Genomic DNA, 24,166 nt, shown 5'->3' on the forward strand with positions numbered 1-24,166 from the left:
GTGTGCTGCCTTGGGGCGGCGCGTTTCGCGCGGCAGGAAAATCCTGCCGCAGCTTCTGCAGCCGATTGGAAAAGACACCATGACCCAACCCGATTACACCACAGACCATCCCGTCCTTGTCACCGGGGCCACAGGATTTGTCGCGGGCTGGCTGGTCAAGCGTCTGCTCGAGGAAGGCTTTACCGTTCACGGGGCCGTCCGCGATCCTTCCAATGCTAAGAAGACCTCGCATCTGACAAAGCTGGCAGCCGAGCTTCCGGGGCAACTCAAGCTGTTCAAAGCCGATCTTCTCGATCAGGGCAGTTATGCCGAGGCCATGGCGGGCTGTTCGGTGGTGTTTCACACCGCCTCGCCATTCACCAGCAAGTTCGAGGATGCGCAGCGCGATCTCGTCGATCCGGCGGTCAAGGGCACCCGCAATGTGCTGGAGACAGCCAAGAGCACCGATAGTGTGCAGCGGGTGGTGGTGACCAGCTCCTGCGCCTCGATCTATGGCGACAATATCGATGTCGCCGCAGCGCCCGGCGGCGTCCTCACCGAAGAGGTCTGGAACACCACCTCGTCGCTGAGCCATTCGCCCTATTCCTTTTCCAAGGTGGAGGCTGAAACAGCCGCCTGGGATATTGCCAATGCGCAGGGCCGCTGGCAACTGGTCACCATCAATCCCTCGCTGGTGATGGGGCCGACCGTGTCGGGCGACTCGACTTCGGAATCACATAATCTGGTCAAGCAGTTCGGCGACGGCACCCTTAAGGCGGGCGCGCCGCCCCTGGAAATCGGCATGGTCGATGTCCGCGATGTCGCCGAAGCACATATGCGCGCTGGTTTCGTCAAGTCTGCACAGGGCCGCTACATCACCTCGGCGGATACCGTGTCCTTCCTTCAGGCGGGACAGATCCTGCGTGGCCATTTCGGCGACCGCTGGCCGTTCCCGACCCGCGAGCTGCCAAAGTGGCTGTTGTGGCTGATTGGTCCGCTGGCTGACAAGTTGCTGACGCGTGATTTTGTCTCCCGCAACATGGGTCATCCCTGGCGGGCGGATCATTCCAAGTCAGAGCGCGAACTTGGTCTTCAATATCATCCGATCAACACAGCGCTGATCGAGATGTTCCAGCAATTGATCGACACCGGCAGGGTCAAAAAGCGCTAGCCGCACCAGCCTGTCCGGCTCCGCGATGATCTGCGGCAAGCCGCGGAAAAACCGTCCGGATCACCGGTTAATGCTCTATCGCTGCAGGCCTGCAATGCGCTAGCTTGCGGCGATGATAGAGGTTCTCAAGCACCCGATTTATGCCCGGCTGTTTTCGGCGCAGGTGATTGCGCTGATCGGCACCGGCTTGCTGACCGTGGCGCTGGGTCTGCTGGCCTATGATCTGGCCGGAGACCGTGCCGGCGTGGTGCTCGGCACAGTGTTTGCCATCAAGATGATCGCCTATGTCGGTCTGGCGCCGGTGGCCAATGCGCTGGCCGGCCGCTGGCCGCGCAAGCGGGTGCTGATCGGCGCCGACATGGTCCGTGCCGCCGTGGCGCTGACCTTGCCGTTTATCGATTCGGTCTGGCAGATCTACGGTCTGATTTTTGTGCTGCAGGCGGCATCAGCAACCTTCACACCGGCGTTTCAGGCGACCATCCCCGACATCCTTCCCGACGAGCGGGATTACACCCGAGCGCTGTCGCTGTCGCGGCTGGCCTATGATCTTGAAAATCTGCTGAGCCCGGCGCTGGCGGGGTTTTTGCTGATCTTCATCAGCTATCACTGGCTGTTCGGCGGCACGGTTGTCGGGTTTCTCGGGTCGGCGCTGCTGGTTCTGACGACACCGGTTCCGGCGATCAAGCCGCAGGCCAAGGTGCGGCCGTTCCTCGACCGCTTGACCCGAGGCATACGAATATATGTGGCGACGCCACGTCTGCGCGGTCTGCTGGCGCTCAACCTCAGTGCCGCGGCTGCCGGCGCCTTCGTGCTGGTCAACACGGTGGTGATGGTGCGCGGCGAGTATGGCATGGGTGATCGTCAGGTGGCTTATGCGCTGGCCGCGTTCGGCGGCGGGTCGATGCTGGCAGCGCTGGCATTGCCGCGGCTGCTGGACCGGTTTGCCGATCGCCGCATCATGGTGACGTCCGGGTTTCTGCTGGCCGGCCTGACGCTCGGGCATGCCGTCTATCAGTTCAATCTCGGACAGCCTGGCTGGGGCGCGTTTTTGATCATCTGGGCTCTAAGCGGCCTGCTCTATGCGGCGATCCTGACGCCGTCGGGGCGGCTGTTGCGCAATTCGGCGCATGCGGAGGACCGGCCGTCGCTGTTTGCTGCGCAATTCACGCTGTCGCATCTCGGCTGGCTGATGACCTATCCGATTGCCGGCTGGGCCGGCAGTGCGCTTGGTCTGCCTATGGCGATGGCGATCCTCGGGGTAATTGCGCTAGCGGGCGCCTTGCTGGCCGTGGCAGTCTGGCCGGCTGATGACGCGAAGGTGGTTGAGCATGAGCATCGGGATCTGCCGCCCGACCATCCGCATCTGCGCGCCCATCCGGTCGCCGGCGCGCGTCACCGCCATATCTTCGTCATTGATGACGAGCACCGGGCCTGGCCAACCCACGGCTAAAGACAGTGAAATCGCCGATTTGACCGCGATCAAATCCGAGCATCGCCCGGGCTGGTATCAGTGATGTCTGACACTGAACAAAAACGGGGCGCGCACATGGCCGAAACCAACTGGAATTCCTTCATCGACCAGACCAATGACCGCATGGCGGCGCTGCGCAAGGCGATGCCGGAGCAAGCCAAGGGGCTTGGTCAACTGGCGCAAGCGGCGATCGCGCCCGGCGCGCTGGATTCCAAGACCAAGGAACTGATCGCGCTGGCCATCGGCATCACCGCGCGCTGTGACGGATGTCTGGCGTTTCATGCCAAGGCGGCGCACAAATATGGCGCAACCCGTGAAGAGATTGTCGAAACCATCGGGGTCGCCGTCTATATGGGTGGCGGACCCTCGATGATCTATGGTGCCGAAGCGCTGGATGTGTTCGACGCGGTCAGTTGAACGCATCTGCCTGCCGCAGACCGGCTTGGGGCCGCTTCACGGCTTTGTGCGGAACTGTGAGTTGTCATCAGCGCGCGCTGGACTAGGTTCTTGTCAGACAGAGGAGACTTCCATGATCAGACTGCTGCTATCGTCTGCCTTGATGACCTGCGCTTTGGCTATAGCACCTTCCAATGCCGAAGAGACCGGCGTTGCGGTGTTTGCCGGGGGCTGTTTCTGGTGCGTGGAATCGGATTTCGACCACGTCAAAGGCGTGACCGAAACGACATCGGGCTATATTGGCGGCAAGGCCGACAATCCGACCTACAAGTCTCATGTCGCAAATGGTGACCGGGAAGCGGTCGAGATCAAATATGATCCCGCTGTCGTCACCTATGCGCAGCTGCTCAAGACCTTCTTCCGGACCGTCAATCCGACCGATGATGGCGGACAGTTCTGTGATCGCGGCCACAGCTACACGACAGCTGTATACACCCTGAATGACGAGCAGGCGGATCAGGCCGAGGCGGCAAAGGCGGAAGCTGAAAAACTGCTTGGCAAGAATGTGGTCACCGCCATCGAGCCACCCGCAAGATTCTGGCCTGCGGAAGACTATCATCAGGACTTTTACACAAAGAGCCCGGTGCGCTACAATTACTACCGCCGAGCTTGCGGTCGCGACAACGAAGTCAAGTCCCTGTGGGGCGAAGAGGCGAATTTCGGCCTGGCCAAGTAACCGATATCGTCATGCTTGGCGCTGCGGCCGATGCTTTGCCCATGCGTGGAGAGGGGCGGAAATGGCCCCGAAGCGGCCTTGAAGGCTTTTGGAGCTGTACCCGATCAACGTTTTCCCAAACAAAATGGATGATATTGCCTCGTTGACGTGGTACCGGGGCGCGTAAAACTTGCGTTTACCATCCTATCACCATTTTATGCGTCTAATGGGACGAACTGCGAAGCGCCTGTTTCGCCTAACCGGAGCTATCTCATGAAAATGCACACCTTGCTGGTCGCAGTCGCTGTTGCCACAGTGCTTGGCGGATGCCAGCGGACATCATTCGGCGGTCTGAATACCCAGCAGCGGCCAGCCCCCTTGATGCCAGCGCCTGTGGGTGGCGTCCAATCGGGCCAGCTCGCGCCTCCGACGATGCCAGCGCAGACTGAATTTCCGACCGCGCCGACCGCACCGGATGCGTCGACGACGGCTCCGCAGGTTGCTGCGGCAAACGCTCCCGAGCTGACGCGCGAGGCTCTGATCGGCCGCTGGTCAGCGGGAACCGGTGGAACAACCTGTGATGTTTTCCTGTCGCTGACCAAATGGACCGGCGGCTATCGCGCAGCTTCGCGCGGTTGCGTCGGCAGTGCTGCGGCCATCTCGGCGTGGGACGTGCAGGGCAAACAGGTGATCCTGGCCGATTCAAGCGGAAATCAGGTTGCCCGGCTCTACCAGTCGGCAAACGAGCGCTATGATGGATCGACGTCATCGGGTCAGCCGATTTCGCTTTCCCGCTAAGAATAAGGCGCGACGCTACGCGATAGGCCCGGTTTATGACCTGGAAGAAACTGGATTCCGTTGCGAGCGCCTATGCGGCGCGCGTCAAAAGCGGTGAATTCTCCGAAGACCCTGCGCAAGTGCAATTGGCGCGGCGGCTGGATACGCTTGTACAAGAGGTGTCCAATCGCCGGCTGGCGAGCAAGTCGAGCGCGCTGGGCTGGATGTTCGGGCGCAAGCAGACATCTACAAAACCACCGCGCGGGCTTTATGTCCATGGCGCGGTTGGGCGCGGCAAGACCATGTTGATGGACATGTTTTTTGAACTTGTGCCGGCCAAACGCAAACGCCGGGCGCATTTTCACGATTTCATGGCCGATGCCCATGACCGGATTCATGCGCACAGGCAGAAACTGAAAAACGGTGAAACCAGAGAGGCCGATCCGGTGCCGCCGGTGGCAAACCAGCTGGTCGATGAAGCCTGGGTGCTGTGCTTTGACGAGTTCTCGGTCACTGATATTACTGACGCCATGCTGCTGTCACGGCTGTTCGAGCAAATGTTCAGCCAGGGCTGCGTGCTGGTCGCCACCTCCAATGTCGAACCGGAGCAACTCTATCGTGATGGTCTGAACCGGCAATTGTTCCTGCCATTCATCCAGCTTCTCAAGGATAATGTCGAAGTCATCAATCTTGACGCGTTGACCGATTACCGGATGGAAACGACGACCAGGCTGCCGGTCTATCACCGTCTGAGCGAAGGCGAAGGCGATAATGTCATGGACCTGGCCTGGACGCGGGCAACCGCCGGCAAGCTCACCGCCCCTGACACGGTTCGCGTCAAGGGCCGCGACGTGGCGGTGCCGCAGGCAGGCGCGGGTGCGGCGCGGTTTTCGTTTGATGATCTGTGCGAAGCGGCACTGGGCGCATCTGACTACGCGGCGATTGCCGATCACTTCCACACCGTGTTTGTCGATCGGGTGCCGGTGATGAACCAGGCCAACCGCAATGCGGCCAAGCGGTTCATCATCCTGGTCGACACCCTGTATGACCGCAAGATCCGGCTGTTCATTTCCGCCGCCGCCGATCCCGAGGGCCTGTATCTGGGCAAGTCCGGGACCGAGAGTTTCGAGTTTGACCGCACCGCGTCGCGCCTCAACGAGATGCAAAGCACCCTCTATCTGGAGACGAGCCGCGCAAGCGAAGCGGGGAATATGCTCAAAGCGGACAAAAAACTTTGACGTTTACGTAAGAATTTCAAAAGCTAACCGATTGAAAAGGCTCATGTCAAAAGATTGAGTTGCCAGTTTCCTTCAATAGGTCTATTCGAAATCGCGAAAACGGGACCAGGCGTTTTGCGGGTTCCAGAGCACACTGACCTGCGGAGAATTTCAATATGGCGCGCAACAAGATTGCTTTGATTGGTTCGGGAATGATTGGCGGCACGCTCGCCCACCTAGCCGCTTTGAAAGAACTCGGCGATGTCGTCCTGTTCGATATTGCCGAGGGCACGCCGCAGGGCAAGGCGCTCGATATCGCCCAGTCCGCTCCGGTCGAAGGTTTTGACGCCCGCATGTCCGGCGCCAATGATTATTCGGCCATCGAAGGCGCCGATGTCTGCATCGTCACCGCCGGTGTCGCCCGCAAGCCGGGCATGAGCCGCGACGATCTGCTGGGCATCAACCTCAAGGTGATGGAGCAGGTTGGCGCCGGCATCAAGAAATACGCCCCCAACGCTTTCGTCATCTGCATCACCAACCCGCTCGACGCGATGGTCTGGGCTTTGCAGAAGTTCTCCGGTCTGCCGAAGAACAAGGTGGTCGGCATGGCCGGCGTGCTTGATTCGAGCCGCTTCTGCCACTTCCTCTCCGAGGAATTCAATGTCTCGATCGAAGATGTCACCGCGTTCGTGCTGGGCGGTCACGGCGATACCATGGTGCCGCTGGCACGCTACTCGACGGTTGCCGGCATTCCCCTGCCGGACCTGATCAAGATGGGCTGGACCACCAAGGAAAAGCTCGAGGAAATCATCCAGCGCACCCGTGACGGCGGCGCCGAGATCGTTTCGCTGCTCAAGAACGGTTCTGCCTATTACGCACCGGCCTCTTCGGCGATCCTGATGGCGGAATGCTACCTCAAGGACAAGAAGCGGGTTCTGCCCTGCGCGGCTCATCTGTCGGGCCAGTATGGCGTGAAAGACATGTATGTCGGCGTGCCCTGCATCATCGGCGCCGGCGGCATCGAGCGGGTCATCGAGATCGAGCTCAACAAGTCCGAGCAGAAAGCCTTCGACAAGTCGGTGGAATCGGTCGCCGGTCTCTGCGAAGCCTGCATCGCCATCGCCCCGAATTTGAAGTAAGCGCGGCTTTGCAGCCCACTCAATCCAGGAGTTCCCATGAACATCCATGAATACCAGGCCAAGGCCCTCTTGAAGGGTTTTGGAGCGCCGGTGGCCGAAGGGGTCGCCATTCATTCCGCTGACGAGGCGGAAGCGGCGGCAAAATCGCTGCCCGGTCCTCTCTATGTCGTCAAGAGCCAGATCCATGCAGGTGGTCGCGGCAAGGGCAAGTTCAAGGAACTCGGCCCTGACGCCAAGGGCGGCGTCCGGCTGGCCTTCTCGATTGATGAAGCCAAGTCGCATTCAGCTGAAATGCTCGGCAACACGCTGGTCACCAAACAGACCGGCGACGCAGGCAAGCAGGTCAACCGGCTCTATATCGAAGACGGCGCCGACATCGAACGCGAACTCTATCTCTCGATCCTGGTCGACCGCACCGTCGGCCGCAATGCCTTCGTGGTTTCCACCGAAGGCGGCATGGACATCGAGGCGGTCGCTCATGACACGCCGGAAAAGATCATCACCGTCGCCATCGACCCGGAAACCGGTGTCACGGCGGCTGATCTGGCCAAGCTGAACAGCGCGCTGGAGCTTTCAGGCGAAGCTGCCAAGGATGGCGAAAAGCTTTTCCCGATCCTCTACAAGGCGTTTGTCGAAAAGGACATGGCGCTTCTCGAAGTCAATCCGCTGATCGTCATGAAGGACGGCCGGTTGCGGGTTCTCGACGCCAAGGTGTCGTTCGACAACAACGCCCTGTTCCGTCATCCGGACATCCTCGAGCTTCGCGATTTTAGCGAAGAAGACGCCAAGGAAATCGAGGCGTCGAAATACGACCTCGCCTATGTGGCGCTGGACGGCAATATCGGCTGCATGGTCAATGGTGCCGGTCTCGCCATGGCGACGATGGACATCATCAAGCTCTACGGTCAGGAGCCTGCCAACTTCCTCGACGTTGGTGGTGGTGCTACGACCGAAAAGGTCACTGCAGCCTTCAAGATCATCACCGCTGACCCGGCCGTCAAAGGCATTCTGGTCAACATCTTCGGCGGCATCATGAAGTGCGATGTCATTGCCGAAGGCGTGATCGCGGCGGTCAAGGAAGTCGGGCTCAAGGTTCCGCTGGTGGTTCGCCTCGAAGGCACCAATGTCGACCTCGGCAAGAAGATCATCAACGAATCCGGTCTCAACGTCATTTCAGCCGATGATCTGGATGACGCTGCGCAGAAGATCGTCGCCGCAGTGAAGGGGGCCTGATCCATGTCCATTCTGATTGACAAGAATACAAAAATCCTGGTTCAGGGACTGACCGGCAAGACCGGCACTTTCCACACCGAACAGGCGCTGGCCTATCACGGCACCAAGATGGTTGGCGGCATTCACCCGAAAAAGGGCGGATCCACCTGGGAAGGTTCGGGCGGCACCAAGCTGCCGATCTTCGCCTCCGTGGCTGAAGGCAAGGAAGTCACCGGCGCCGACGCGTCTGTGATCTATGTCCCGCCGGCCGGTGCCGCGGCAGCCATCATCGAGGCCATCGAAGCCGAGATTCCGCTGATCGTCTGCATCACCGAGGGCATCCCGGTGCAGGACATGATCAAGGTCAAGGCCCGCCTCGACAAGTCGAAATCACGGCTGATCGGCCCAAACTGCCCCGGCGTGATGACGCCGGACGAATGCAAGATTGGCATCATGCCGGGCTCGATCTTCATGAAGGGCTCCGTCGGCGTTCTGTCACGCTCGGGTACGCTGACCTATGAAGCTGTGTTCCAGACCACCAATGAAGGCCTCGGCCAGACCACGGCTGTCGGCATCGGCGGCGATCCGGTCAAGGGCACCGAATTCATCGACATGCTGGAAATGTTCCTGGCCGATGACGCCACCAAGTCGATCATCATGATCGGCGAGATCGGCGGCTCGGCTGAAGAAGACGCGGCGCAGTTCCTCATCGACGAAGCCAAGAAGGGTCGCAAGAAGCCGATGGTCGGCTTCATCGCCGGCCGGACCGCACCGGAAGGCCGGACCATGGGCCATGCCGGCGCCGTGATTTCCGGTGGCAAGGGCGGCGCGGACGACAAGATCGCGGCGATGGAAGCCGCAGGCATCACGGTGTCTCCGTCGCCTGCGCGTCTTGGCACAACGCTGGTCGAAGTCCTCAAGGGATAGAGCAAGCATATGCGCATGACCGACATTGCTTTCGGCATCACCGAGTGGGACGGCATCGAGCCGGTACGCCATTCCGGTGATGTTGGACATGCAATGTGGCGCACTCGCACTTTTGGTCCGGAGGATAACCCCGTCCGTGTTCGGATTGTGGATTATTCTCCGGGTTATGAAGCAGACCACTGGTGCGAAAAGGGACATATTCTGTTTTGCCTTGAAGGCGAGATGGATACCGTTCTTGCTGATGGTCGTGCGTTCAAACTGAAACCCGGAACAAGCTATCAAGTCGCCGACGGAGCGGAGCCACACCGCTCCAGTTCTGCCGGCGGCGCGAAACTGTTCATTGTCGACTGAACTTTTGAGGTCAACTCCATGAGCGACGCCGTGCGCGAAACGCTGGACCGCTACTACGCTGCGCTGAAAGCGGGCGACAGGGTGGCCCTGCGCGGCGTCGTGTCAGACGATATCGAGGTTCACTGTCCGGCGCCTGAGGGGCTTTTGCCCTGGGCCGGCGAGTGGATCGGGTTCGAGCGCTTCGAGGCGTTCATTGCGACCGTGGGCGATCATCTGGTGATCGACACGGTCGAACCGCTTGCAGTCCATGTCGCTGGCGACACCGTGATCACGGTGCTCAGGGGTGAATGGACGGTCAAGGCGACGGCACGCAAGGTGCGCACAGAAACAGTCAATATGTTCACGTTACGCGACGGCAAGATTGTCCGGTATCAGGTCTACAGCGACACCGCGGCGCTGGGGATCGGTTTGGGCAGGCTCGCGGCGTAAACGCGGCGCAAGCCACAGAGTCTAGGGAAAGGGCCGGATAGGGCCCGGGAAAAGGTGAAAACCATGGCACGCAACGACGAAGCCAACGACATCATGGCAGAGACCTCGTTCCTGTATGGCGGCAACGCTGCCTACATTGAGCAGATGTATGCGCGGTTCGAGGATGATCCGGGCAGCGTGCCGGCGGAGTGGCAAACATTTTTTGCCGAGCTGAAGGATGACCCGGATCAGGTTCGCAAGTCTGCTGCCGGGGCTTCCTGGACCCAGGCCAACTGGCCGGTACCGGCCAATGGCGAGTTGATTTCCGCACTTGATGGCGATTGGGGTTACGTCGAGAAAGTCGTCGCCGACAAGCTCAAGGGCAAGGCCGAGGCGGCAGGCAAGCCAGCTGATACCGGCGATGTGCTGCAGGCTACCCGCGATTCCGTCCGTGCCATCATGATGATCCGGGCCTTCCGCATGCGCGGCCATCTGCATGCCAAGCTCGACCCGCTCGGAATTGCCCAGCAGGCCGACAATGATTACAACGAATTGTCCCCGGAAGCCTATGGCTTCACCGAAGCCGATTACGACCGCAAGATCTTCATTGATCACGTTCTCGGGCTCGAATACGCAACAATCCGCGAGATGGTCGACATCCTGGAGCGGACCTATTGCTCGACGCTCGGTGTCGAATTCATGCATATTTCCAATCCGGAGGAAAAATCCTGGATTCAGGAACGCATCGAAGGCCCGGACAAGGGCGTCGAGTTCACCGAGAACGGCAAGAAGGCGATCCTGCAAAAGCTGATCGAAGCGGAAGGTTTTGAGCAGTTCATCGACGTCAAATACAAGGGTACCAAGCGGTTCGGCCTGGATGGCGGCGAATCGCTGATTCCGGCGCTGGAACAGATCATCAAGCGTGGCGGCAATATGGGGCTGAAGGAGATCGTCTTCGGCATGGCCCACCGCGGCCGGCTCAACGTGCTCACCCAGGTGATGGCCAAGCCGCACCGGGCGGTATTTCATGAATTCAAGGGCGGCTCCTACAAGCCTGACGAGGTCGAAGGGTCGGGCGACGTCAAGTATCACCTCGGCGCATCGTCGGACCGCGAGTTCGATAACAACAAGGTCCACCTGTCGCTGACCGCCAACCCGTCGCATCTGGAAATCGTCAACCCGGTGGTGATGGGCAAGTGCCGCGCCAAGCAAGACATGATGGCGACCGTGTTCGAGGGTGACATCATTCCGCTCAAGGAGCGCGTCAAGGTAATGCCGCTGCTTCTGCATGGAGATGCGGCCTTCGCCGGCCAGGGCGTGGTGGCGGAAATCCTCGGCCTGTCAGGCCTGCGCGGTCACCGTGTTGGCGGCACCGTGCATTTCATCATCAACAACCAGATCGGGTTTACCACCAATCCCGGTTTCTCGCGCTCGTCGCCCTATCCGTCGGATGTGGCCAAGATGATCGAAGCGCCGATCTTCCACGTCAATGGCGACGATCCGGAAGCCGTGGTCTACGCCGCCAAGGTGGCAACTGAATTCCGCATGACGTTCCACAAGCCGGTCGTCGTCGACATGTTCTGCTATCGCCGCTTTGGTCACAATGAGGGCGACGAGCCGTCATTCACCCAGCCGAAAATGTACAAGAAGATCCGTAGCCACGAGACGGTTGTGACGGTTTATTCGCGCCGCCTGATCGAGGAAGGTGTGATCACTGAAGGCGAATTCGAAAAGATGAAGGCCGACTGGCGCGCCCATCTGGAAGGCGAATTCGACATCGGCCAGAGCTACAAGCCGAACAAGGCCGACTGGCTCGACGGGCAATGGTCGGGGTTGCGTACCGCCGACAATCAGGATGAGCAACGCCGTGGCAAGACCGCGATGCCGCTCAAGCAATTGCGTGAGCTGGGCAAGAAACTCTCGGAGGTTCCGGAAGGCTTCAAGGCCCACCGCACCATCCAGCGGTTCATGGACAACCGCGCCAAGATGGTCGAGACCGGCGAAGGCATCGATTGGGCCTTTGCCGAGGCGCTGGCCTTCGGGTCGCTGGTGCTGGAAGGCACCAAGATCCGCTTTTCCGGCCAGGATGTCGAGCGCGGCACCTTCAGCCAGCGGCATTCGGTGCTCTATGATCAGGAGACCGAGGAACGTTATATTCCGTTGGCCAATTTGTCGCCGAACCAGGCGCGGTACGAGGTCATCAACTCGATGCTGTCGGAAGAGGCGGTGCTCGGCTTCGAGTATGGCTATTCGCTGGCACGACCGAATGCGCTGACCCTGTGGGAAGCCCAGTTCGGCGATTTCGCCAATGGCGCCCAGGTTCTGTTTGACCAGTTCATCAGCAGCGGCGAACGCAAGTGGCTGCGCATGTGCGGCCTCGTCTGCCTGTTGCCGCATGGTTATGAGGGTCAGGGTCCTGAACATTCCTCGGCCCGTCTCGAGCGCTTCCTGCAGATGTGCGCCGAAGACAATATGCAGGTTGCCAACTGCACCACGCCGTCGAACTATTTCCATATCCTGCGACGTCAGATGAAGCGCGACTTCCGCAAGCCGCTGATCATGATGACGCCGAAATCGCTGCTGCGCCACAAGCGCGCCGTGTCGACACTGGCGGAAATGTCGGGCGAAAGCTCGTTCCACAGGCTTTTGTGGGACGATGCGGAAGTGCTCAAGAACGAACCGATCAAGCTGGTCAAGGACAACAAGATCCGCCGTGTGGTGATGTGTTCGGGCAAGGTCTATTTCGATCTTTACGAAGAACGCGAAAAGCGCGGCATCAACGATGTCTACCTGCTGCGGCTCGAACAGCTGTATCCGTTCCCGGCCAAGGCATTGATCAACGAGCTTTCGCGCTTTCGCAATGCCGAGATGGTATGGTGCCAGGAAGAGCCCAAGAACATGGGCGCCTGGTCGTTCATCGACCCCTATCTGGAATGGGTGCTGGCCCATATCGACGCCAAGTATCAGCGTGTGCGCTACACCGGTCGGCCGGCTTCGGCATCGACGGCGACCGGATTGATGTCGCGCCACCTTGCGCAGCTTGAAGCCTTCCTCGAGGATGCGCTGGGGGATTAGTCCGCCCGCGCGCCACTTTTGAGACCTGTCTGAGAAAAGAACGGAAAAAACATCATGGCTACTGAAGTCCGCGTCCCGACCCTTGGCGAATCCGTCAGCGAAGCCACCATCGGCACCTGGTTCAAGAAAGTCGGAGACACCGTCAAGGTGGATGAACCGCTGGTCGAGCTTGAAACCGACAAGGTCTCGATCGAGGTGCCTTCGCCGGTATCCGGTGTGCTGAGTGAAATTCTTGCTCCGGATGGCGAGACCGTCGAGGTCAACGCCTTGCTGGCACAGATCACCGAAGGCGCCGTCGGAGCGGCTCCGGCCAAGGCTGAAGCGAAAGCCGAAGCGCCAGCTCCAAAGGCAGAGGCACCCGCCGAGAAGGCTCCGGCGCCTGCCGCCAAGAGCGACACGGACATGCCGGCCGCTCCCTCGGCGCAGAAGCTGATGACTGAAAAGAACATCGCGTCCAGCGACGTCTCCGGCTCTGGCAAGCGCGGCCAGGTGCTCAAGGGCGATGTGCTGGATGCAATCGGCAAGAGCTCGGCAGCCGCTCCGGCTACTGCCCCGCAGGCATCGCGTCCGGCCTCTTCGGCAACGGATGAAAGCCGCGAGGAACGGGTGAAGATGACGCGTCTGCGCCAGACCATCGCCCGCCGCCTGAAGGAAGCCCAGAACACCGCCGCGATGCTGACCACCTATAACGAGGTGGACATGAGCGCAGTGATGGAGATGCGCAAGAAGTACAAGGAGTTGTTCGAGAAGAAGCACGGCGTCAAGCTTGGCTTCATGGGCTTCTTCACCAAGGCCGTGACCCATGCGCTGAAGGAAATTCCGGCGGTCAATGCCGAGATCGACGGCAATGAACTGATCTACAAGAACTATTGCCATGTCGGCGTCGCTGTCGGCACCGACAAGGGCCTGGTGGTTCCGGTGGTGCGGGATGCCGACCAGATGAGCATTGCCGAGGTCGAAAAGGAAATCGGCCGTCTCGGCCGCGCCGCACGCGATGGCGAATTGTCGATGGCCGACATGCAGGGCGGCACCTTCACCATCTCCAACGGTGGCGTTTACGGCTCGCTGATGTCTTCGCCGATCCTGAATTCGCCGCAGTCGGGAATTCTGGGCATGCACAAGATCCAGGAACGTCCGATGGCTGTTGGCGGCCAGGTGGTGATCCGTCCGATGATGTATCTGGCGCTTTCCTATGACCACCGGATTGTCGACGGCAAGGACGCCGTGACCTTCCTGGTCCGGGTCAAGGACAGCCTGGAAGACCCCGAACGTCTGGTTCTTGATCTGTGATTGTGTAAGTATTGAACCTCAAATGCTCTGCATGCAGACACTAGACACAATCATGTAGACTATGGGGAGACATTATGACTGAAACAATCGAGTGGATCTCAATCAAGAAATTCAAGCCTGCGCCGATCGGCGCCATAGGTTTCATCGGAAACAATGCGGTTGCCATCGCGGCGTTTTATGATGACGCCGATGGCAACCAGGATGGCAAGGTCAGCCTGGTTGAGAAGATCGGTTCCAAGATCATGTTCGACTTGACCGGCCGGAATATTGCCGAGGTGGCGATGCAGGCGCGAGTTGAGCCTGAAATCATCTTGCGGGATGCGAATTTTGCCCAGCAAGCTGCGCGGATATATCTCAACTTCGCGTCTGGGCTTGTGGTTCAGGGTGTATACAAGGCGTATTTTTCGCGGAGCATCAAGATGATCGGCAGCGGAGTGGCGAAGACCATCACGAACGGAATGGTCAAGCAACTTGTTGTGCGCAAGGGATTTGAGACGGCAGTCAAGAATGCCTTCATGGCTGCTGGCTGATGAACAGGGGCATGGCTGTTATCGTGATGGCCGTGTCCGGGTTTGCGGTATCGCAAGCCGACGCCGCCTGTCCGCAAGCACTGGCGGTTTATGATGAAGCCGTGTCCGGGGCGGAGATTGCCTTTGCAGGGGCTTTGTCAGATGCCGACGGCATGCAGCACCGCTTTCGCCTCAGTTTCCCCGGGAATGGCATTACAATGGACGGCGTGGTGATGATGGCCGGAGAGCCTGACCGGCCCTGGGGCGTGATCTTGCATCAGTGCCCCGAGGGCGACGCAACCGGGGCCGAGATCGCGGCCTGCACCGTCTGGGAAGGTCCGCTCTATGTGGTCGACACCACAGGCGGTATTGGCTGGCTGCCCGTAGCGGACCCCGAGCATGCCGCGGGAGAGAGCCTGTTGCTGCCGGATTTCGGCGCGGCGGTGATGCACTCGCAGGCGTGGCAGAGCCAACAGATAACAGAGCTTCCCGGCGATGCATTTCGTTTGAAAGCCTGCCAGGAATGAATTTCGGATTATAAGGACAAGACCATGAGCTACGACGTCATCATCATCGGTTCCGGACCCGGCGGCTATGTCTGCGCCATCAAGGCAGCGCAACTCGGCCTGAAAGTGGCTGTGGTGGAAAAACGCGCGACCTTCGGCGGCACCTGTCTGAACATCGGCTGCATTCCGTCGAAAGCACTGCTGCATGCGTCGGAAATGTTTGCGCACGCCAATCACGGCATGGAAAATCTCGGCGTCGAAATCAGCAAACCGAAGCTCAATCTCGAGAAAATGATGGCGCACAAGGATGCGACGGTCAAATCCAATGTCGAGGGCGTCGCCTTCCTGTTCAAGAAGAACAAGATCGACAGCTTCATCGGCCACGGCAAGGTTTTGGGCGAGGGCAAGGTCTCGGTGACCGACGACGACGGCAAGGTGACCGAACTGGAAGCCAAGAACGTGGTGATCGCCACCGGCTCTGATGTTGCCGGCATTCCCGGCGTCAAGGTCGATATCGATGAAACCATCATCGTGTCGTCAACCGGCGCCATCGCGCTCGACAAGGTTCCCGAGCACATGGTGGTTGTCGGCGGCGGCGTGATCGGGCTGGAGATGGGTTCGGTCTGGGCCCGGCTTGGCGCCAAGGTCACCGTGGTCGAGTATCTCGACGCCATTCTGGGCGGCATGGACGGCGAAGTGGCCAAGCAGTTCCAGCGCATTCTTGCCAAGCAGAACATGACCTTCAAGCTTGGCGCGAAGGTCACCGGCGTTGAAAAATCCGGCAAGGGCGCCAAGGTCACCTTCGAACCGGTCAAGGGCGGCGATGCCGAGACCATCGATGCCGACGTAGTTCTGATCGCCACCGGCCGTAAGCCTTTCACCGAAGACCTGGGGCTTGAAGATGCCGGCGTGGTGCTGGACGAGCGCGGACGGGTTCGCACCGATCATCATTACCAGACCAATGTTCCCGGCGTGTATGCCATCGGTGACGTGATCGTCGGCCCGATGCTGGCACACAAGGCCGAGGACGAGGGCGTCGCGCTGGCCGAAATCATGGCCGGTCAGGCGGGCCACGTGAATTACGACGTCATCCCCGGCGTGGTCTACACGCAGCCGGAAGTGGCAGCCGTGGGCAAGACCGAAGAAGAGCTCAAGGCCGAAGGCATCAAATACAAGTCCGGCAAGTTCCCGTTTTCGGCCAATGGCCGGGCGCGGGCAATGCTCGCTTTGGACGGCTTCGTCAAAGTGCTGGCGGACGCTGAAACCGACCGGGTGCTGGGTGTCCACATCATCGGCTTCGGCGCCGGCGAGATGATCCATGAGGCCGCCGTGCTGATGGAATTCGGCGGATCTTCGGAAGATCTCGGCCGTACCTGCCATGCGCATCCGACCATGTCGGAAGCGGTGAAAGAGGCAGCGCTGGCGACGTTCTTTAAGCCGCTGCACATGTAATCCGGTGTTCCTGCTGCGGAAATTGCAGGCGTGATGAAGGCTCGTGAGATCGAGATTTCCCTGCCGCATCCGGCCTTGCCGGGTGCGGATTGGGCTGATTGCTTCGAGGCGCTGAGCAAAGACGACAATCTGCACGCCGAGGCGGCAGCCCGCCAGGCATTCGGGCGCTTGCCGTCATGGGTGGCGCCGCTGATGGTGCTGCGAAATCTCGTCGTCCGCCCGTTTGGCCTTAAGGGCGATCCGGATGCCGCAGCTCACGCAAGCCAGCGCATCGGCATGTTTCCGATCATCAGCAACAGTGCCTGCGAGATCATTCTCGGCTTTGACGACCGTCATCTGGATTTCCGCATTGTCGTGTCGACCCGTTCCCAACCGGCAGGCAGAACCGCCGTGCGGTTGATGACGCTGGTCAAACGCCACAACCGGTTTGGCCGCATCTATCTGGCGGTGATCATGCCGTTTCACAAACTCATTGTTGCAACGGCGCTGTCGCGCCTTCGCTGAATCCCATCCGGCCCTCAGCTTTGCACAGCGCACACAAAACCGCCCGGCAGAACCGGGCGGTTGGGGAAGCCATTTTGTGCGTAACGGGTTAGCTTTACGGATTGACTGCGGGAGCCGGGGCAGCGTCATTGGCAGCAGGGGCTGCTGGCGCAATTTCGACCGGTGCATCCGGTGCCGGGACAGGCTGCGCTGCATCGGGATCAGGTGCCACCTGCTCGCTGACTGCGGGAGCCGGGGTGGTGGTGCTTTCCATCCGGGCATCATCGGTGGAAAAATAGGCGAAGGCTCCGATGGCCAACACAATGAACAGGATGATCGCGGCGATCACGCCATTGTTGTTGCTTGATCGTACGACAGTTGTTTCGTGGATGCGCTCGCCGGGGCGGCTCGGGTCGACGGGACGGGGGTTGTATTCAACCATTTGACATCTCCTTTGTCTATCACAGGGCAAGAACGCCATGACAGGGAGATAGGTTCCGGCGGGCGCGGTGCGCCGGCCGTCACAGTTTGTTACTGAACGGAACTGACCGTGTAACCGGCGGTCTCGAGCAGCGAGACCAGTCCCTCGTCGCCGGGCAGGTGCAGCGCTCCTACGGCGATGAAAACATCGCCCTGTTCGAGGATCGGAGCTGCGCGCTCGGCCATGACATGATTGCGCATGCGCACGATGCGCTCCTCAAACTCGGCATAGCCGTCAATATCTTCTTCCGTACCATCCGGTCCGGAGGCCATGATCACCGGCATGATCAGCGCAATCTCGCCCTGGAGGTATAGTTCGGTCATGGTCGCCATGATGTCAGGCATCAAGTCGGCGAGCTTGATGGTTTCGACCAGGCCGCGGATGTGAAATTCCATCGGCAGATCGGCCATCGCCGCCATTTGCTCGCCGATGCTTTCCAGCCCGAGCACTGGCTTGCCAGCGGCTTTGGCGGTGTTGGCGATCTTGATGTCGAGGAATTCAGCGCCGGCGGATTTGCGCGCCAGCTCGCAGGGCGGCAATGCCACCAGACCGGCAATCATCCATGGTTTCATGCGCGAGACCAGCGCCAGCGGAATACCGCGGCGGGACAGTTCAGCCTCGACCAACTTGGCATCATCTTCGCTTAGCAATGACGTCAGCGTGCTGCCGTCGGTGAACATGGTCAGTTCCGGTTTTGACAGAAGTGCCGCCTGGGCCTTGACCGGATCGAGAATATCGACGGTTTCGATGACCACGGTCCCGGCTGCATCAAAGGCTATCTGGGCGGCGTCGGGCAACTGTGTCACCCGTGGATCGGTGACATGCATTGTGCCAAACAGCCAGGAAGTGTCGATCCCGGGTTTTTCGACCTTCCACAAAAACCCGGATCCGTATTTGGTTGCCGCGGCTTCGGCCCGGGCTTCGGCAAGCTTGCCGGGTGCGGAGAGAGCCAGCGCGGTGACCAGGCTTTTTCCGTCACAAGTGGCACTTTCGGTGGCGCCAGCCTTGGTAATGCTAAAGACAAGCCCGACAGCGAGCAGGATCAGCAGCATGAATGGCAAGGATGCGGCCAGGTAGAACATCACGCCCGGAAGTCGGGCGCAGGTGGTCCGAAACTGGGAGAAGGGTATCTGGTGGTGCATCGACTCGGCCGTTCGTTGTGATTTGCACAGCAACTCTAACCTCTCAAGCCCGACCATCCGGTTAATTCCGGTTGGCGATTCCTTGCATGGTTAATGCCGCGTTAACATGACCGCCCGGCCCGCATTATGCAGCCGGTTGCAGGATGATTTTGATGCAGAAATCGTCGCAGGACAGCGACAATTGGGCGGCGCACAACAAAGAATTTCAGGCGCGGGGATGGGCGCGGTCGTAAATCTCGATCAGGCGCCTCGAATCAACGCCGGTATAGACTTGGGTGGTCGACAGGCTGGCGTGGCCCAGCAATTCCTGAATGGTCCGCAAATCGCCACCGCCGGCCAGCAGGTGGGTTGCAAAAGAATGCCGCAGCGCGTGCGGCGTTGCGCTGTCAGGCAGGTCGAGTGCGCCGCGCAGGCGTCGCATTTCCTTCTGCACGATGGCCGGCTGCAATGGTCCGCCGCGAACGCCGCGGAACATCGGTGCATCTGCATCTGGCGTAAACGGGCAGAGTTTGCGGTAGACTGTAATTGCCTCCCGCGCTGCGGGTAACAGCGGCACAATCCGGGTCTTGCCGCCCTTGCCGGTGATTCTGAGCGTTTCTCCATCGTGTGGCAGATCATTGACGGTCAGCGACAAGGCTTCCGAAATGCGCAAGCCGCAGCCATAGAGCAAAGTTAAAACAGCTGCCGTGCGGGCGGCGACCCAAGGCTCGTCCGACAATTGCAGATCGGCGTCGACCACGCGCAGGGCATCTCGCGTGCTCAACGGCTTGGGCAATGATTTGGGCTGGCGCGGCGAGCGGGTCGCTGCGGCGCCGGCGGCGTTGGCCATGCCCTTGCGTTCGAGATGGCGCAGGAAGGACCTGATGCCGGCAAGCCCGCGCCCCAGTGTTCTGGCACCCGCACCTTCTCGCCGCCGCTCGGCCATGAAGGCGCGCAGATCAAGCGTGCGAAGATCCGCCAGATCGGAAATTTTGGGAGGACCGGCCAGATGCCGGGTCAAGAAACCCAGAAACTGGCGCACATCGCGTTCATAGGCATCTGCGGTTTTTGGCGACAAACGCCGCTCTTCGATCAGCTGAGCGAGCCAGTGTTGCTGCTCGATGACGACATCCGGGGCGGCGATGACAAGCGGTTGCTGCATGATAAATCCGTTGACTGGTGCCGCGCGTCTTCGCGGAACCATGACAGGACTATTGCATTAGAGGCTTAGCACGGAGTAAACGAGGACGTTCGCCGATGTCATCATGGCATCACATTGTGTTGCCATAGAACTGGCGAACGCGGAATCCAGAGGGGTCGAGTCCATGGCGTATGTGGCGGAGATTTCAGACCGTTTGCAGGTGCTTGCCCACGGACGTCCCGGGCATATCATTGACCAGCTGATCGCTGAACGCGGCGGCCGGCTGGTGAACCATCCGGCATGGCCGATGATTCGACCGTTCATTTATGCCACCTTGAAATATGGCGCTGCGGTGCGGATGGCTGATGCTATCGCGCCGATATCCGGACGTGCGGCTTTCCAGCATATGAGTGATTTGCTGCAGCTCGATATCCAGTCCCGGCGCGAAGACAGAATTCCAAAGCAAGGCAAATTCCTGCTCGTAGCAAATCACCCCACCGGCATTGCCGATGGCGTGGCGATGTTCGATTTTCTCAGCCTACATCGGCCCGACATGGTGATGTTCGCCAATCGTGATGCGGTACGGGTGAGCCCGCGTATGAACGAGATCATTATTCCAGTGGAATGGCGCGATGACTACAAAAGCCGCGACAAGACCCGCGAGACCCTGCAACTGACCAATCAGGCGGTTCAGGACGGCAAGGCGACGGTGCTGTTTCCGTCAGGCCGAATTGCATTCTGGCATGCGGGCAAGCTGACCGAACGGCCCTGGAAGGTTTCGGCGGTGACACTGGCGCGGCGGCATGGCCTGCCGATCGTTCCGGTGAATATCTCGGCGCGGAATTCCGGGCTGTTTTACTGGCTGTCGAAGCATTCGACCGAACTCAGGGACATGACCGTGTTCCATGAACTTCTCAACAAGAAGTGCCATACATTCCGGTTCACCGTAGGTGAGGCGATCCTGCCCGAGGATCTCGATTCCGATCCGGCCGAGGCCGTCAGGGCGCTTGAATATCATACCGTCCACGGCCTTGCGGCCAATCCGGACCGGGCCTTCGAGCCAGCACCTGCCGGCTGGACCCAGGCGGACTGAGGGCTGGCCCTCTCCTTCGCTCCCGCGGAATCCCGGCTCCAATCCTAATCCTGACCTCATTTGTTCAGCGGTATCCGGATGCAAAAACGGCCCGGAAAGACCGGGCCGTTTGAATTCTTGAGATCAGGTGCCGTTGATCAGGCGATGGACTGGCCGGTTTTCTTCCAGTCGGCCAGAAATGCTTCCAGACCCTTGTCGGTGAGCGGGTGCTTGACCAGCGCCTTGATGGTGGAGGCGGGGATTGTTGCCACGTCGGCGCCGATCAGGGCCGCTTCACGGACATGATTGACGGTGCGGATCGAGGCCGCGAGGATTTCGGTGTCAAAGCCGTAATTGTCGTAGATCTGGCGGATCTCGCGAATCACTTCCATGCCGTCGATGGCCATGTCGTCGAGCCGGCCGATGAAGGGCGAGATGAAGCTGGCGCCGGCCTTGGCGGCCAGCAGCGCCTGGTTGGCGGAAAAGCACAGCGTCACATTGGTCATGTGGCCGTCAGATGTCAGCGCCCGACAGGCCTTCAGGCCTTCGAGCGTCAGAGGCAGCTTGATGCAGATGTTGTCGGCGATCTTGGCCAGAACGGCGGCTTCCTTCATCATCGCGTCATATTCGGTGGCCGTGACTTCAGCAGAAACCGGGCCGTCAACGATCGAACAGATTTCCTTGGTGACTTCGACAATGTCACGGCCGGATTTCATGATCAGTGAGGGGTTGGTGGTGACGCCATCAATCAGGCCCAAATCGTTGAGCTCGCGGATTTCATTAACATCGGCGGTGTCGACAAAGAATTTCATTTCAGTCTCCCAAGCTGCATAGCCGGGCAGAACCGGCGCGCTGTTGATCAATCTGGGTTTCCTTTAGACCAAAGCGGGGGCAAGGTCACCTCACATGATCAAAGATTCGCGACAGAATTCAGGCGGACTGTTTCCGCGCAAGGTTGTTCCCGTGCTGATTCCGATGCCGGCCGAGCGCGCCTATTCCTATGCGCTGCCGGAAGGCATCGATGCGAGCCCCGGGCAAATCGTCCAGGTGCCGCTCGGGCCGCGGCTGGTGCCGGGCATTGTCTGGGATGGCGAGGCGGATGTGATCAACCCGGACAAGCTGCGCGAAATTGTCCAGGTTTTCGTTTGCCCGCCGATTGTCGAGCCGATGCGGCGCTTCATCGACTGGGTTGCGGCCTACACCTTGTCGCCGCCCGGGCTGGTGGCGCGGATGGCACTGAGGGCGCCGGCAGCATTTGATCCCGAACCGATGATCGACGCGTTGCGGCTGACCGATACACGGCCGGAACGGTTGACCGTGGCGCGGCAACGGGTGCTCGAACAGGCAGGCGACGGTCTGGCCTGGACCCGCAGCGGGCTGGCGCACGCCGCCGGCGTGACCGCGAGCGTCATCGACGGGTTGTCGGCGCAAGGAGTGTTCGAGCCGGTGAGATTGCCGCCGCCGCCGGTGGTGGCCGCACCGGACCCCGACTACAAGTCTGCAGCGCTGGAGCCGGGCCAGGCCGAGGTTGCGGGTGAATTGCGCAAGTCGGTGGCCGAAGGCGGTTTCAATGTGACGCTGCTTGATGGTGTGACCGGATCGGGCAAGACCGAGGTCTATTTCGAGGCAATTGCCGAAGCCGTGCGGCAGGGCCGGCAGGTGCTGATCCTGCTGCCGGAAATTGCGCTGACCAGCGCCTTTCTCGACCGCTTCCATCAGCGCTTCGGGGCGCGGCCGGCGGAATGGCATTCGGAACTGGCGCCAAGGATGCGCGAAAAGGTCTGGCGGCAGACGGCCGAAGGGCATGTCAGCGTTGTCGCTGGAGCCCGCTCGGCGCTGTTCCTGCCCTTTGCCGATCTCGGGCTGATCATTGTCGATGAGGAGCACGACCCGGCCTTCAAGCAGGAAGAACGGGTGTTCTACAATGCCCGCGACATGGCGGTGGTGCGCGCCCGCCTCACTGGCATCCCGGCTGTTCTGGCTTCGGCGACGCCGTCGATCGAATCCCGCGTCAATGCTGCACAGGGCCGGTACCGGCATCTGGTTCTGCCAAGCCGCTATGCCGAAGCGGTGCTGCCTGACCTGAAGCTGGTCGACATGCGCAAGCACGGGCCGGCGCGGGGCGGGTTCCTGTCGCCGGTGCTGCTCAAGGCGATGGCGGCGACGCTGGAACGCAAGGAACAGTCACTGCTGTTTTTGAACCGGCGCGGCTATGCGCCGCTGACCTTGTGCCGGGTCTGCGGTCACCGCTTCGAGTGCCCGCAATGTTCAAGCTGGCTGGTCGAGCACCGTTTTCGCAGCCAGTTGCAATGCCATCATTGCGGCCACACCGAACCGACTCCGAATGCCTGCCCGTCCTGCGGCACGCTGGATCATCTGGCCGCTTGCGGCCCGGGGATCGAGCGGATCGCCGAGGAGGCGTACAAGCATTTTCCCGATGCGCGCACCATCGTGCTGTCGTCAGACATGGCCGGCGGCACGCGGCGGCTCAGGATCGAGCTCGAGGCGATCGCCAAGGGCGAGGCTGATATCGTCATCGGTACGCAACTGGTCGCCAAGGGGCACAATTTTCCGCTGATGACGCTGGTCGGTGTGGTTGACGCCGATCTGGGCCTGTCGAATGGCGATCCGCGTGCTGCCGAACGGACCTATCAGCTGCTGTCGCAGGTGACCGGACGCGCCGGGCGCTCGGGCCACAAAAGCCTCGGCCTGATCCAGACCTTTCAACCGCAACATCCGGTAATGCAGGCCTTGGCGTCAGGCGATCCGGAAGCCTTTTACGAGCGCGAAACCGACGAGCGCAGCCGCGCGCATCTTCCGCCGTTCGGCCGGCTCGCCTCGGTGATCATCTCGGCCGCCACCAAGCCGGAGGCCGAAACCCATGCACGGGCGATGCGGGCGGCTGCGCCCACAGGGACGGGCATCATGGTGCTCGGACCGGCCGAGGCGCCGCTGGCGTTGATCAGGGGCCGCTACCGCTTTCGGCTGCTGGTGCATGGCGAACGCGGCAAGGACATGCAGGGATTCATCCGGCAAATGCTGGCGCAAGGCCCGAAGGCGCGCGGCTCGGTGCAGGTGCAGGTCGATATCGATCCGCAGAGTTTCTTGTAGCGGCTGGTGCTCAATGATGGATGGATGATTGCATGGCGGACAAATTGGCCGTTCGTGCCGTTCGCCAATTGGGTACTCCCGGCCTCCAAAGTGTTGTCATATCAATCGCACAACGCGTTAGCTGACGTCCCTCTCGACGAAGGTTCGCTTCCGGCCCTGAAT

The 24,166-nt window shown here is 60.4% G+C and carries 23 protein-coding genes; 19 read left to right on the top strand and 4 right to left on the bottom strand.

Annotation, left to right across the window (positions count from 1 at the left end; genetic code table 11):
* The first annotated feature begins 79 nt into the window (after positions 1–79).
* The 17 genes from IMCC20628_RS21650 (at position 80) to IMCC20628_RS21730 (ending at position 17,099) form a co-directional block, all read left to right on the top strand.
* Positions 80–1,150, top strand: a complete 1,071-nt coding sequence (locus tag IMCC20628_RS21650) for an NAD-dependent epimerase/dehydratase family protein (protein ID WP_047031925.1) — start codon at positions 80–82, stop codon at positions 1,148–1,150.
* Between the two features lie 112 nt (positions 1,151–1,262).
* Entirely contained in the window at positions 1,263–2,600 is a 1,338-nt protein-coding gene (locus IMCC20628_RS21655) for an MFS transporter (RefSeq protein ID WP_047031926.1), read from the top strand.
* A gap of 96 nt (positions 2,601–2,696) precedes the next feature.
* Complete coding sequence (locus tag IMCC20628_RS21660; protein WP_047031927.1) at positions 2,697–3,038, top strand: carboxymuconolactone decarboxylase family protein; 342 nt, start codon at positions 2,697–2,699, stop codon at positions 3,036–3,038.
* Between the two features lie 112 nt (positions 3,039–3,150).
* The gene (gene msrA / locus IMCC20628_RS21665) at positions 3,151–3,753 is read left to right on the top strand and encodes a peptide-methionine (S)-S-oxide reductase MsrA (protein WP_047031928.1); all 603 of its coding nucleotides are present in this window, start codon (positions 3,151–3,153) and stop codon (positions 3,751–3,753) included.
* 252 nt (positions 3,754–4,005) lie between these two features.
* Entirely contained in the window at positions 4,006–4,530 is a 525-nt protein-coding gene (locus tag IMCC20628_RS21670) for a protease inhibitor Inh/omp19 family protein (RefSeq protein ID WP_047031929.1), read from the top strand.
* A gap of 35 nt (positions 4,531–4,565) precedes the next feature.
* A complete protein-coding gene (gene zapE, locus IMCC20628_RS21675) occupies positions 4,566–5,747 on the top strand; it encodes a cell division protein ZapE (protein ID WP_047031930.1) in 1,182 nt (393 codons plus the stop codon).
* Positions 5,748–5,902: 155 nt separating this feature from the next.
* On the top strand, positions 5,903–6,865 hold the full coding sequence (gene mdh, locus IMCC20628_RS21680; protein ID WP_047031931.1) for a malate dehydrogenase: 963 nt from the start codon (positions 5,903–5,905) through the stop codon (positions 6,863–6,865).
* 36 nt (positions 6,866–6,901) lie between these two features.
* The gene (sucC, locus tag IMCC20628_RS21685; protein WP_047031932.1) at positions 6,902–8,098 is read left to right on the top strand and encodes an ADP-forming succinate--CoA ligase subunit beta; all 1,197 of its coding nucleotides are present in this window, start codon (positions 6,902–6,904) and stop codon (positions 8,096–8,098) included.
* Between the two features lie 3 nt (positions 8,099–8,101).
* Positions 8,102–9,004, top strand: coding sequence for a succinate--CoA ligase subunit alpha (sucD, locus tag IMCC20628_RS21690; protein WP_047031933.1), 903 nt, complete (start codon positions 8,102–8,104; stop codon positions 9,002–9,004).
* Positions 9,005–9,013: 9 nt separating this feature from the next.
* Positions 9,014–9,355, top strand: a complete 342-nt coding sequence (locus IMCC20628_RS21695; RefSeq protein WP_047031934.1) for a DHCW motif cupin fold protein — start codon at positions 9,014–9,016, stop codon at positions 9,353–9,355.
* Between the two features lie 18 nt (positions 9,356–9,373).
* The gene (locus tag IMCC20628_RS21700) at positions 9,374–9,784 is read left to right on the top strand and encodes a nuclear transport factor 2 family protein (RefSeq protein WP_047031935.1); all 411 of its coding nucleotides are present in this window, start codon (positions 9,374–9,376) and stop codon (positions 9,782–9,784) included.
* 63 nt (positions 9,785–9,847) lie between these two features.
* Entirely contained in the window at positions 9,848–12,838 is a 2,991-nt protein-coding gene (locus IMCC20628_RS21705; RefSeq protein WP_047031936.1) for a 2-oxoglutarate dehydrogenase E1 component, read from the top strand.
* Between the two features lie 54 nt (positions 12,839–12,892).
* A complete protein-coding gene (gene odhB / locus IMCC20628_RS21710; protein ID WP_047031937.1) occupies positions 12,893–14,128 on the top strand; it encodes a 2-oxoglutarate dehydrogenase complex dihydrolipoyllysine-residue succinyltransferase in 1,236 nt (411 codons plus the stop codon).
* A 74-nt stretch (positions 14,129–14,202) separates the two neighbouring features.
* Positions 14,203–14,658, top strand: coding sequence for a hypothetical protein (locus IMCC20628_RS21715; RefSeq protein WP_047031938.1), 456 nt, complete (start codon positions 14,203–14,205; stop codon positions 14,656–14,658).
* A gap of 11 nt (positions 14,659–14,669) precedes the next feature.
* Complete coding sequence (locus tag IMCC20628_RS21720) at positions 14,670–15,164, top strand: hypothetical protein (protein WP_052766585.1); 495 nt, start codon at positions 14,670–14,672, stop codon at positions 15,162–15,164.
* 24 nt (positions 15,165–15,188) lie between these two features.
* Positions 15,189–16,595, top strand: coding sequence for a dihydrolipoyl dehydrogenase (gene lpdA, locus IMCC20628_RS21725; protein WP_047031940.1), 1,407 nt, complete (start codon positions 15,189–15,191; stop codon positions 16,593–16,595).
* Between the two features lie 33 nt (positions 16,596–16,628).
* Positions 16,629–17,099 carry a DUF2867 domain-containing protein gene (locus IMCC20628_RS21730; protein WP_047031941.1) on the top strand — a complete coding sequence of 157 codons (471 nt, stop codon included), beginning with the start codon at positions 16,629–16,631 and terminating at the stop codon, positions 17,097–17,099.
* A gap of 94 nt (positions 17,100–17,193) precedes the next feature.
* Here IMCC20628_RS21730 and IMCC20628_RS21735 read toward each other — a convergent pair whose 3' ends face one another.
* The 3 genes from IMCC20628_RS21735 to IMCC20628_RS21745 form a co-directional block, all read right to left on the bottom strand.
* Positions 17,194–17,520, bottom strand: a complete 327-nt coding sequence (locus IMCC20628_RS21735) for a hypothetical protein (RefSeq protein ID WP_047031942.1) — start codon at positions 17,518–17,520, stop codon at positions 17,194–17,196.
* A gap of 89 nt (positions 17,521–17,609) precedes the next feature.
* Positions 17,610–18,701 carry a TraB/GumN family protein gene (locus IMCC20628_RS21740; protein WP_047031943.1) on the bottom strand — a complete coding sequence of 364 codons (1,092 nt, stop codon included), beginning with the start codon at positions 18,699–18,701 and terminating at the stop codon, positions 17,610–17,612.
* A 205-nt stretch (positions 18,702–18,906) separates the two neighbouring features.
* Positions 18,907–19,842 (bottom strand): tyrosine recombinase XerC, encoded by a 936-nt coding sequence (locus tag IMCC20628_RS21745; RefSeq protein ID WP_047031944.1) that lies wholly within the window; start codon positions 19,840–19,842, stop codon positions 18,907–18,909.
* A 163-nt stretch (positions 19,843–20,005) separates the two neighbouring features.
* Here IMCC20628_RS21745 and IMCC20628_RS21750 point away from each other — a divergent pair, with 163 nt between their 5' ends.
* Positions 20,006–20,914, top strand: coding sequence for a 1-acyl-sn-glycerol-3-phosphate acyltransferase (locus tag IMCC20628_RS21750; RefSeq protein WP_082128272.1), 909 nt, complete (start codon positions 20,006–20,008; stop codon positions 20,912–20,914).
* Between the two features lie 137 nt (positions 20,915–21,051).
* Here the strand turns inward: IMCC20628_RS21750 and fsa are convergent, their stop codons facing one another.
* On the bottom strand, positions 21,052–21,705 hold the full coding sequence (gene fsa, locus IMCC20628_RS21755) for a fructose-6-phosphate aldolase (RefSeq protein ID WP_047032868.1): 654 nt from the start codon (positions 21,703–21,705) through the stop codon (positions 21,052–21,054).
* A 94-nt stretch (positions 21,706–21,799) separates the two neighbouring features.
* On the opposite strand from fsa, the gene IMCC20628_RS21760 reads away from it, so the two are divergent.
* Positions 21,800–24,004: a primosomal protein N' gene (locus IMCC20628_RS21760; protein WP_047031946.1), complete on the top strand. Its 2,205-nt coding sequence runs from the start codon at positions 21,800–21,802 to the stop codon at positions 24,002–24,004.
* The last annotated feature ends 162 nt before the right edge of the window (positions 24,005–24,166 follow it).

Origin of the sequence: Hoeflea sp. IMCC20628 (genome assembly GCF_001011155.1) — a bacterium.
GTDB lineage: Bacteria > Pseudomonadota > Alphaproteobacteria > Rhizobiales > Rhizobiaceae > Hoeflea.

What these genes read in the sequence shown, in the direction of transcription:
- IMCC20628_RS21650 (WP_047031925.1), top strand. Translation starts at nt 80, where the DNA reads ATGACCCAACCCGATTACACCACAGACCATCCCGTCCTTGTCACCGGG.
- IMCC20628_RS21655 (WP_047031926.1), top strand. Translation starts at nt 1,263, where the DNA reads ATGATAGAGGTTCTCAAGCACCCGATTTATGCCCGGCTGTTTTCGGCG.
- IMCC20628_RS21660 (WP_047031927.1), top strand. Translation starts at nt 2,697, where the DNA reads ATGGCCGAAACCAACTGGAATTCCTTCATCGACCAGACCAATGACCGC.
- msrA (WP_047031928.1), top strand. Translation starts at nt 3,151, where the DNA reads ATGATCAGACTGCTGCTATCGTCTGCCTTGATGACCTGCGCTTTGGCT.
- IMCC20628_RS21670 (WP_047031929.1), top strand. Translation starts at nt 4,006, where the DNA reads ATGAAAATGCACACCTTGCTGGTCGCAGTCGCTGTTGCCACAGTGCTT.
- zapE (WP_047031930.1), top strand. Translation starts at nt 4,566, where the DNA reads ATGACCTGGAAGAAACTGGATTCCGTTGCGAGCGCCTATGCGGCGCGC.
- mdh (WP_047031931.1), top strand. Translation starts at nt 5,903, where the DNA reads ATGGCGCGCAACAAGATTGCTTTGATTGGTTCGGGAATGATTGGCGGC.
- sucC (WP_047031932.1), top strand. Translation starts at nt 6,902, where the DNA reads ATGAACATCCATGAATACCAGGCCAAGGCCCTCTTGAAGGGTTTTGGA.
- sucD (WP_047031933.1), top strand. Translation starts at nt 8,102, where the DNA reads ATGTCCATTCTGATTGACAAGAATACAAAAATCCTGGTTCAGGGACTG.
- IMCC20628_RS21695 (WP_047031934.1), top strand. Translation starts at nt 9,014, where the DNA reads ATGCGCATGACCGACATTGCTTTCGGCATCACCGAGTGGGACGGCATC.
- IMCC20628_RS21700 (WP_047031935.1), top strand. Translation starts at nt 9,374, where the DNA reads ATGAGCGACGCCGTGCGCGAAACGCTGGACCGCTACTACGCTGCGCTG.
- IMCC20628_RS21705 (WP_047031936.1), top strand. Translation starts at nt 9,848, where the DNA reads ATGGCACGCAACGACGAAGCCAACGACATCATGGCAGAGACCTCGTTC.
- odhB (WP_047031937.1), top strand. Translation starts at nt 12,893, where the DNA reads ATGGCTACTGAAGTCCGCGTCCCGACCCTTGGCGAATCCGTCAGCGAA.
- IMCC20628_RS21715 (WP_047031938.1), top strand. Translation starts at nt 14,203, where the DNA reads ATGACTGAAACAATCGAGTGGATCTCAATCAAGAAATTCAAGCCTGCG.
- IMCC20628_RS21720 (WP_052766585.1), top strand. Translation starts at nt 14,670, where the DNA reads ATGGCTGTTATCGTGATGGCCGTGTCCGGGTTTGCGGTATCGCAAGCC.
- lpdA (WP_047031940.1), top strand. Translation starts at nt 15,189, where the DNA reads ATGAGCTACGACGTCATCATCATCGGTTCCGGACCCGGCGGCTATGTC.
- IMCC20628_RS21730 (WP_047031941.1), top strand. Translation starts at nt 16,629, where the DNA reads ATGAAGGCTCGTGAGATCGAGATTTCCCTGCCGCATCCGGCCTTGCCG.
- IMCC20628_RS21735 (WP_047031942.1), bottom strand. Translation starts at nt 17,520, where the DNA reads ATGGTTGAATACAACCCCCGTCCCGTCGACCCGAGCCGCCCCGGCGAG.
- IMCC20628_RS21740 (WP_047031943.1), bottom strand. Translation starts at nt 18,701, where the DNA reads ATGCACCACCAGATACCCTTCTCCCAGTTTCGGACCACCTGCGCCCGA.
- IMCC20628_RS21745 (WP_047031944.1), bottom strand. Translation starts at nt 19,842, where the DNA reads ATGCAGCAACCGCTTGTCATCGCCGCCCCGGATGTCGTCATCGAGCAG.
- IMCC20628_RS21750 (WP_082128272.1), top strand. Translation starts at nt 20,006, where the DNA reads ATGGCGTATGTGGCGGAGATTTCAGACCGTTTGCAGGTGCTTGCCCAC.
- fsa (WP_047032868.1), bottom strand. Translation starts at nt 21,705, where the DNA reads ATGAAATTCTTTGTCGACACCGCCGATGTTAATGAAATCCGCGAGCTC.
- IMCC20628_RS21760 (WP_047031946.1), top strand. Translation starts at nt 21,800, where the DNA reads ATGATCAAAGATTCGCGACAGAATTCAGGCGGACTGTTTCCGCGCAAG.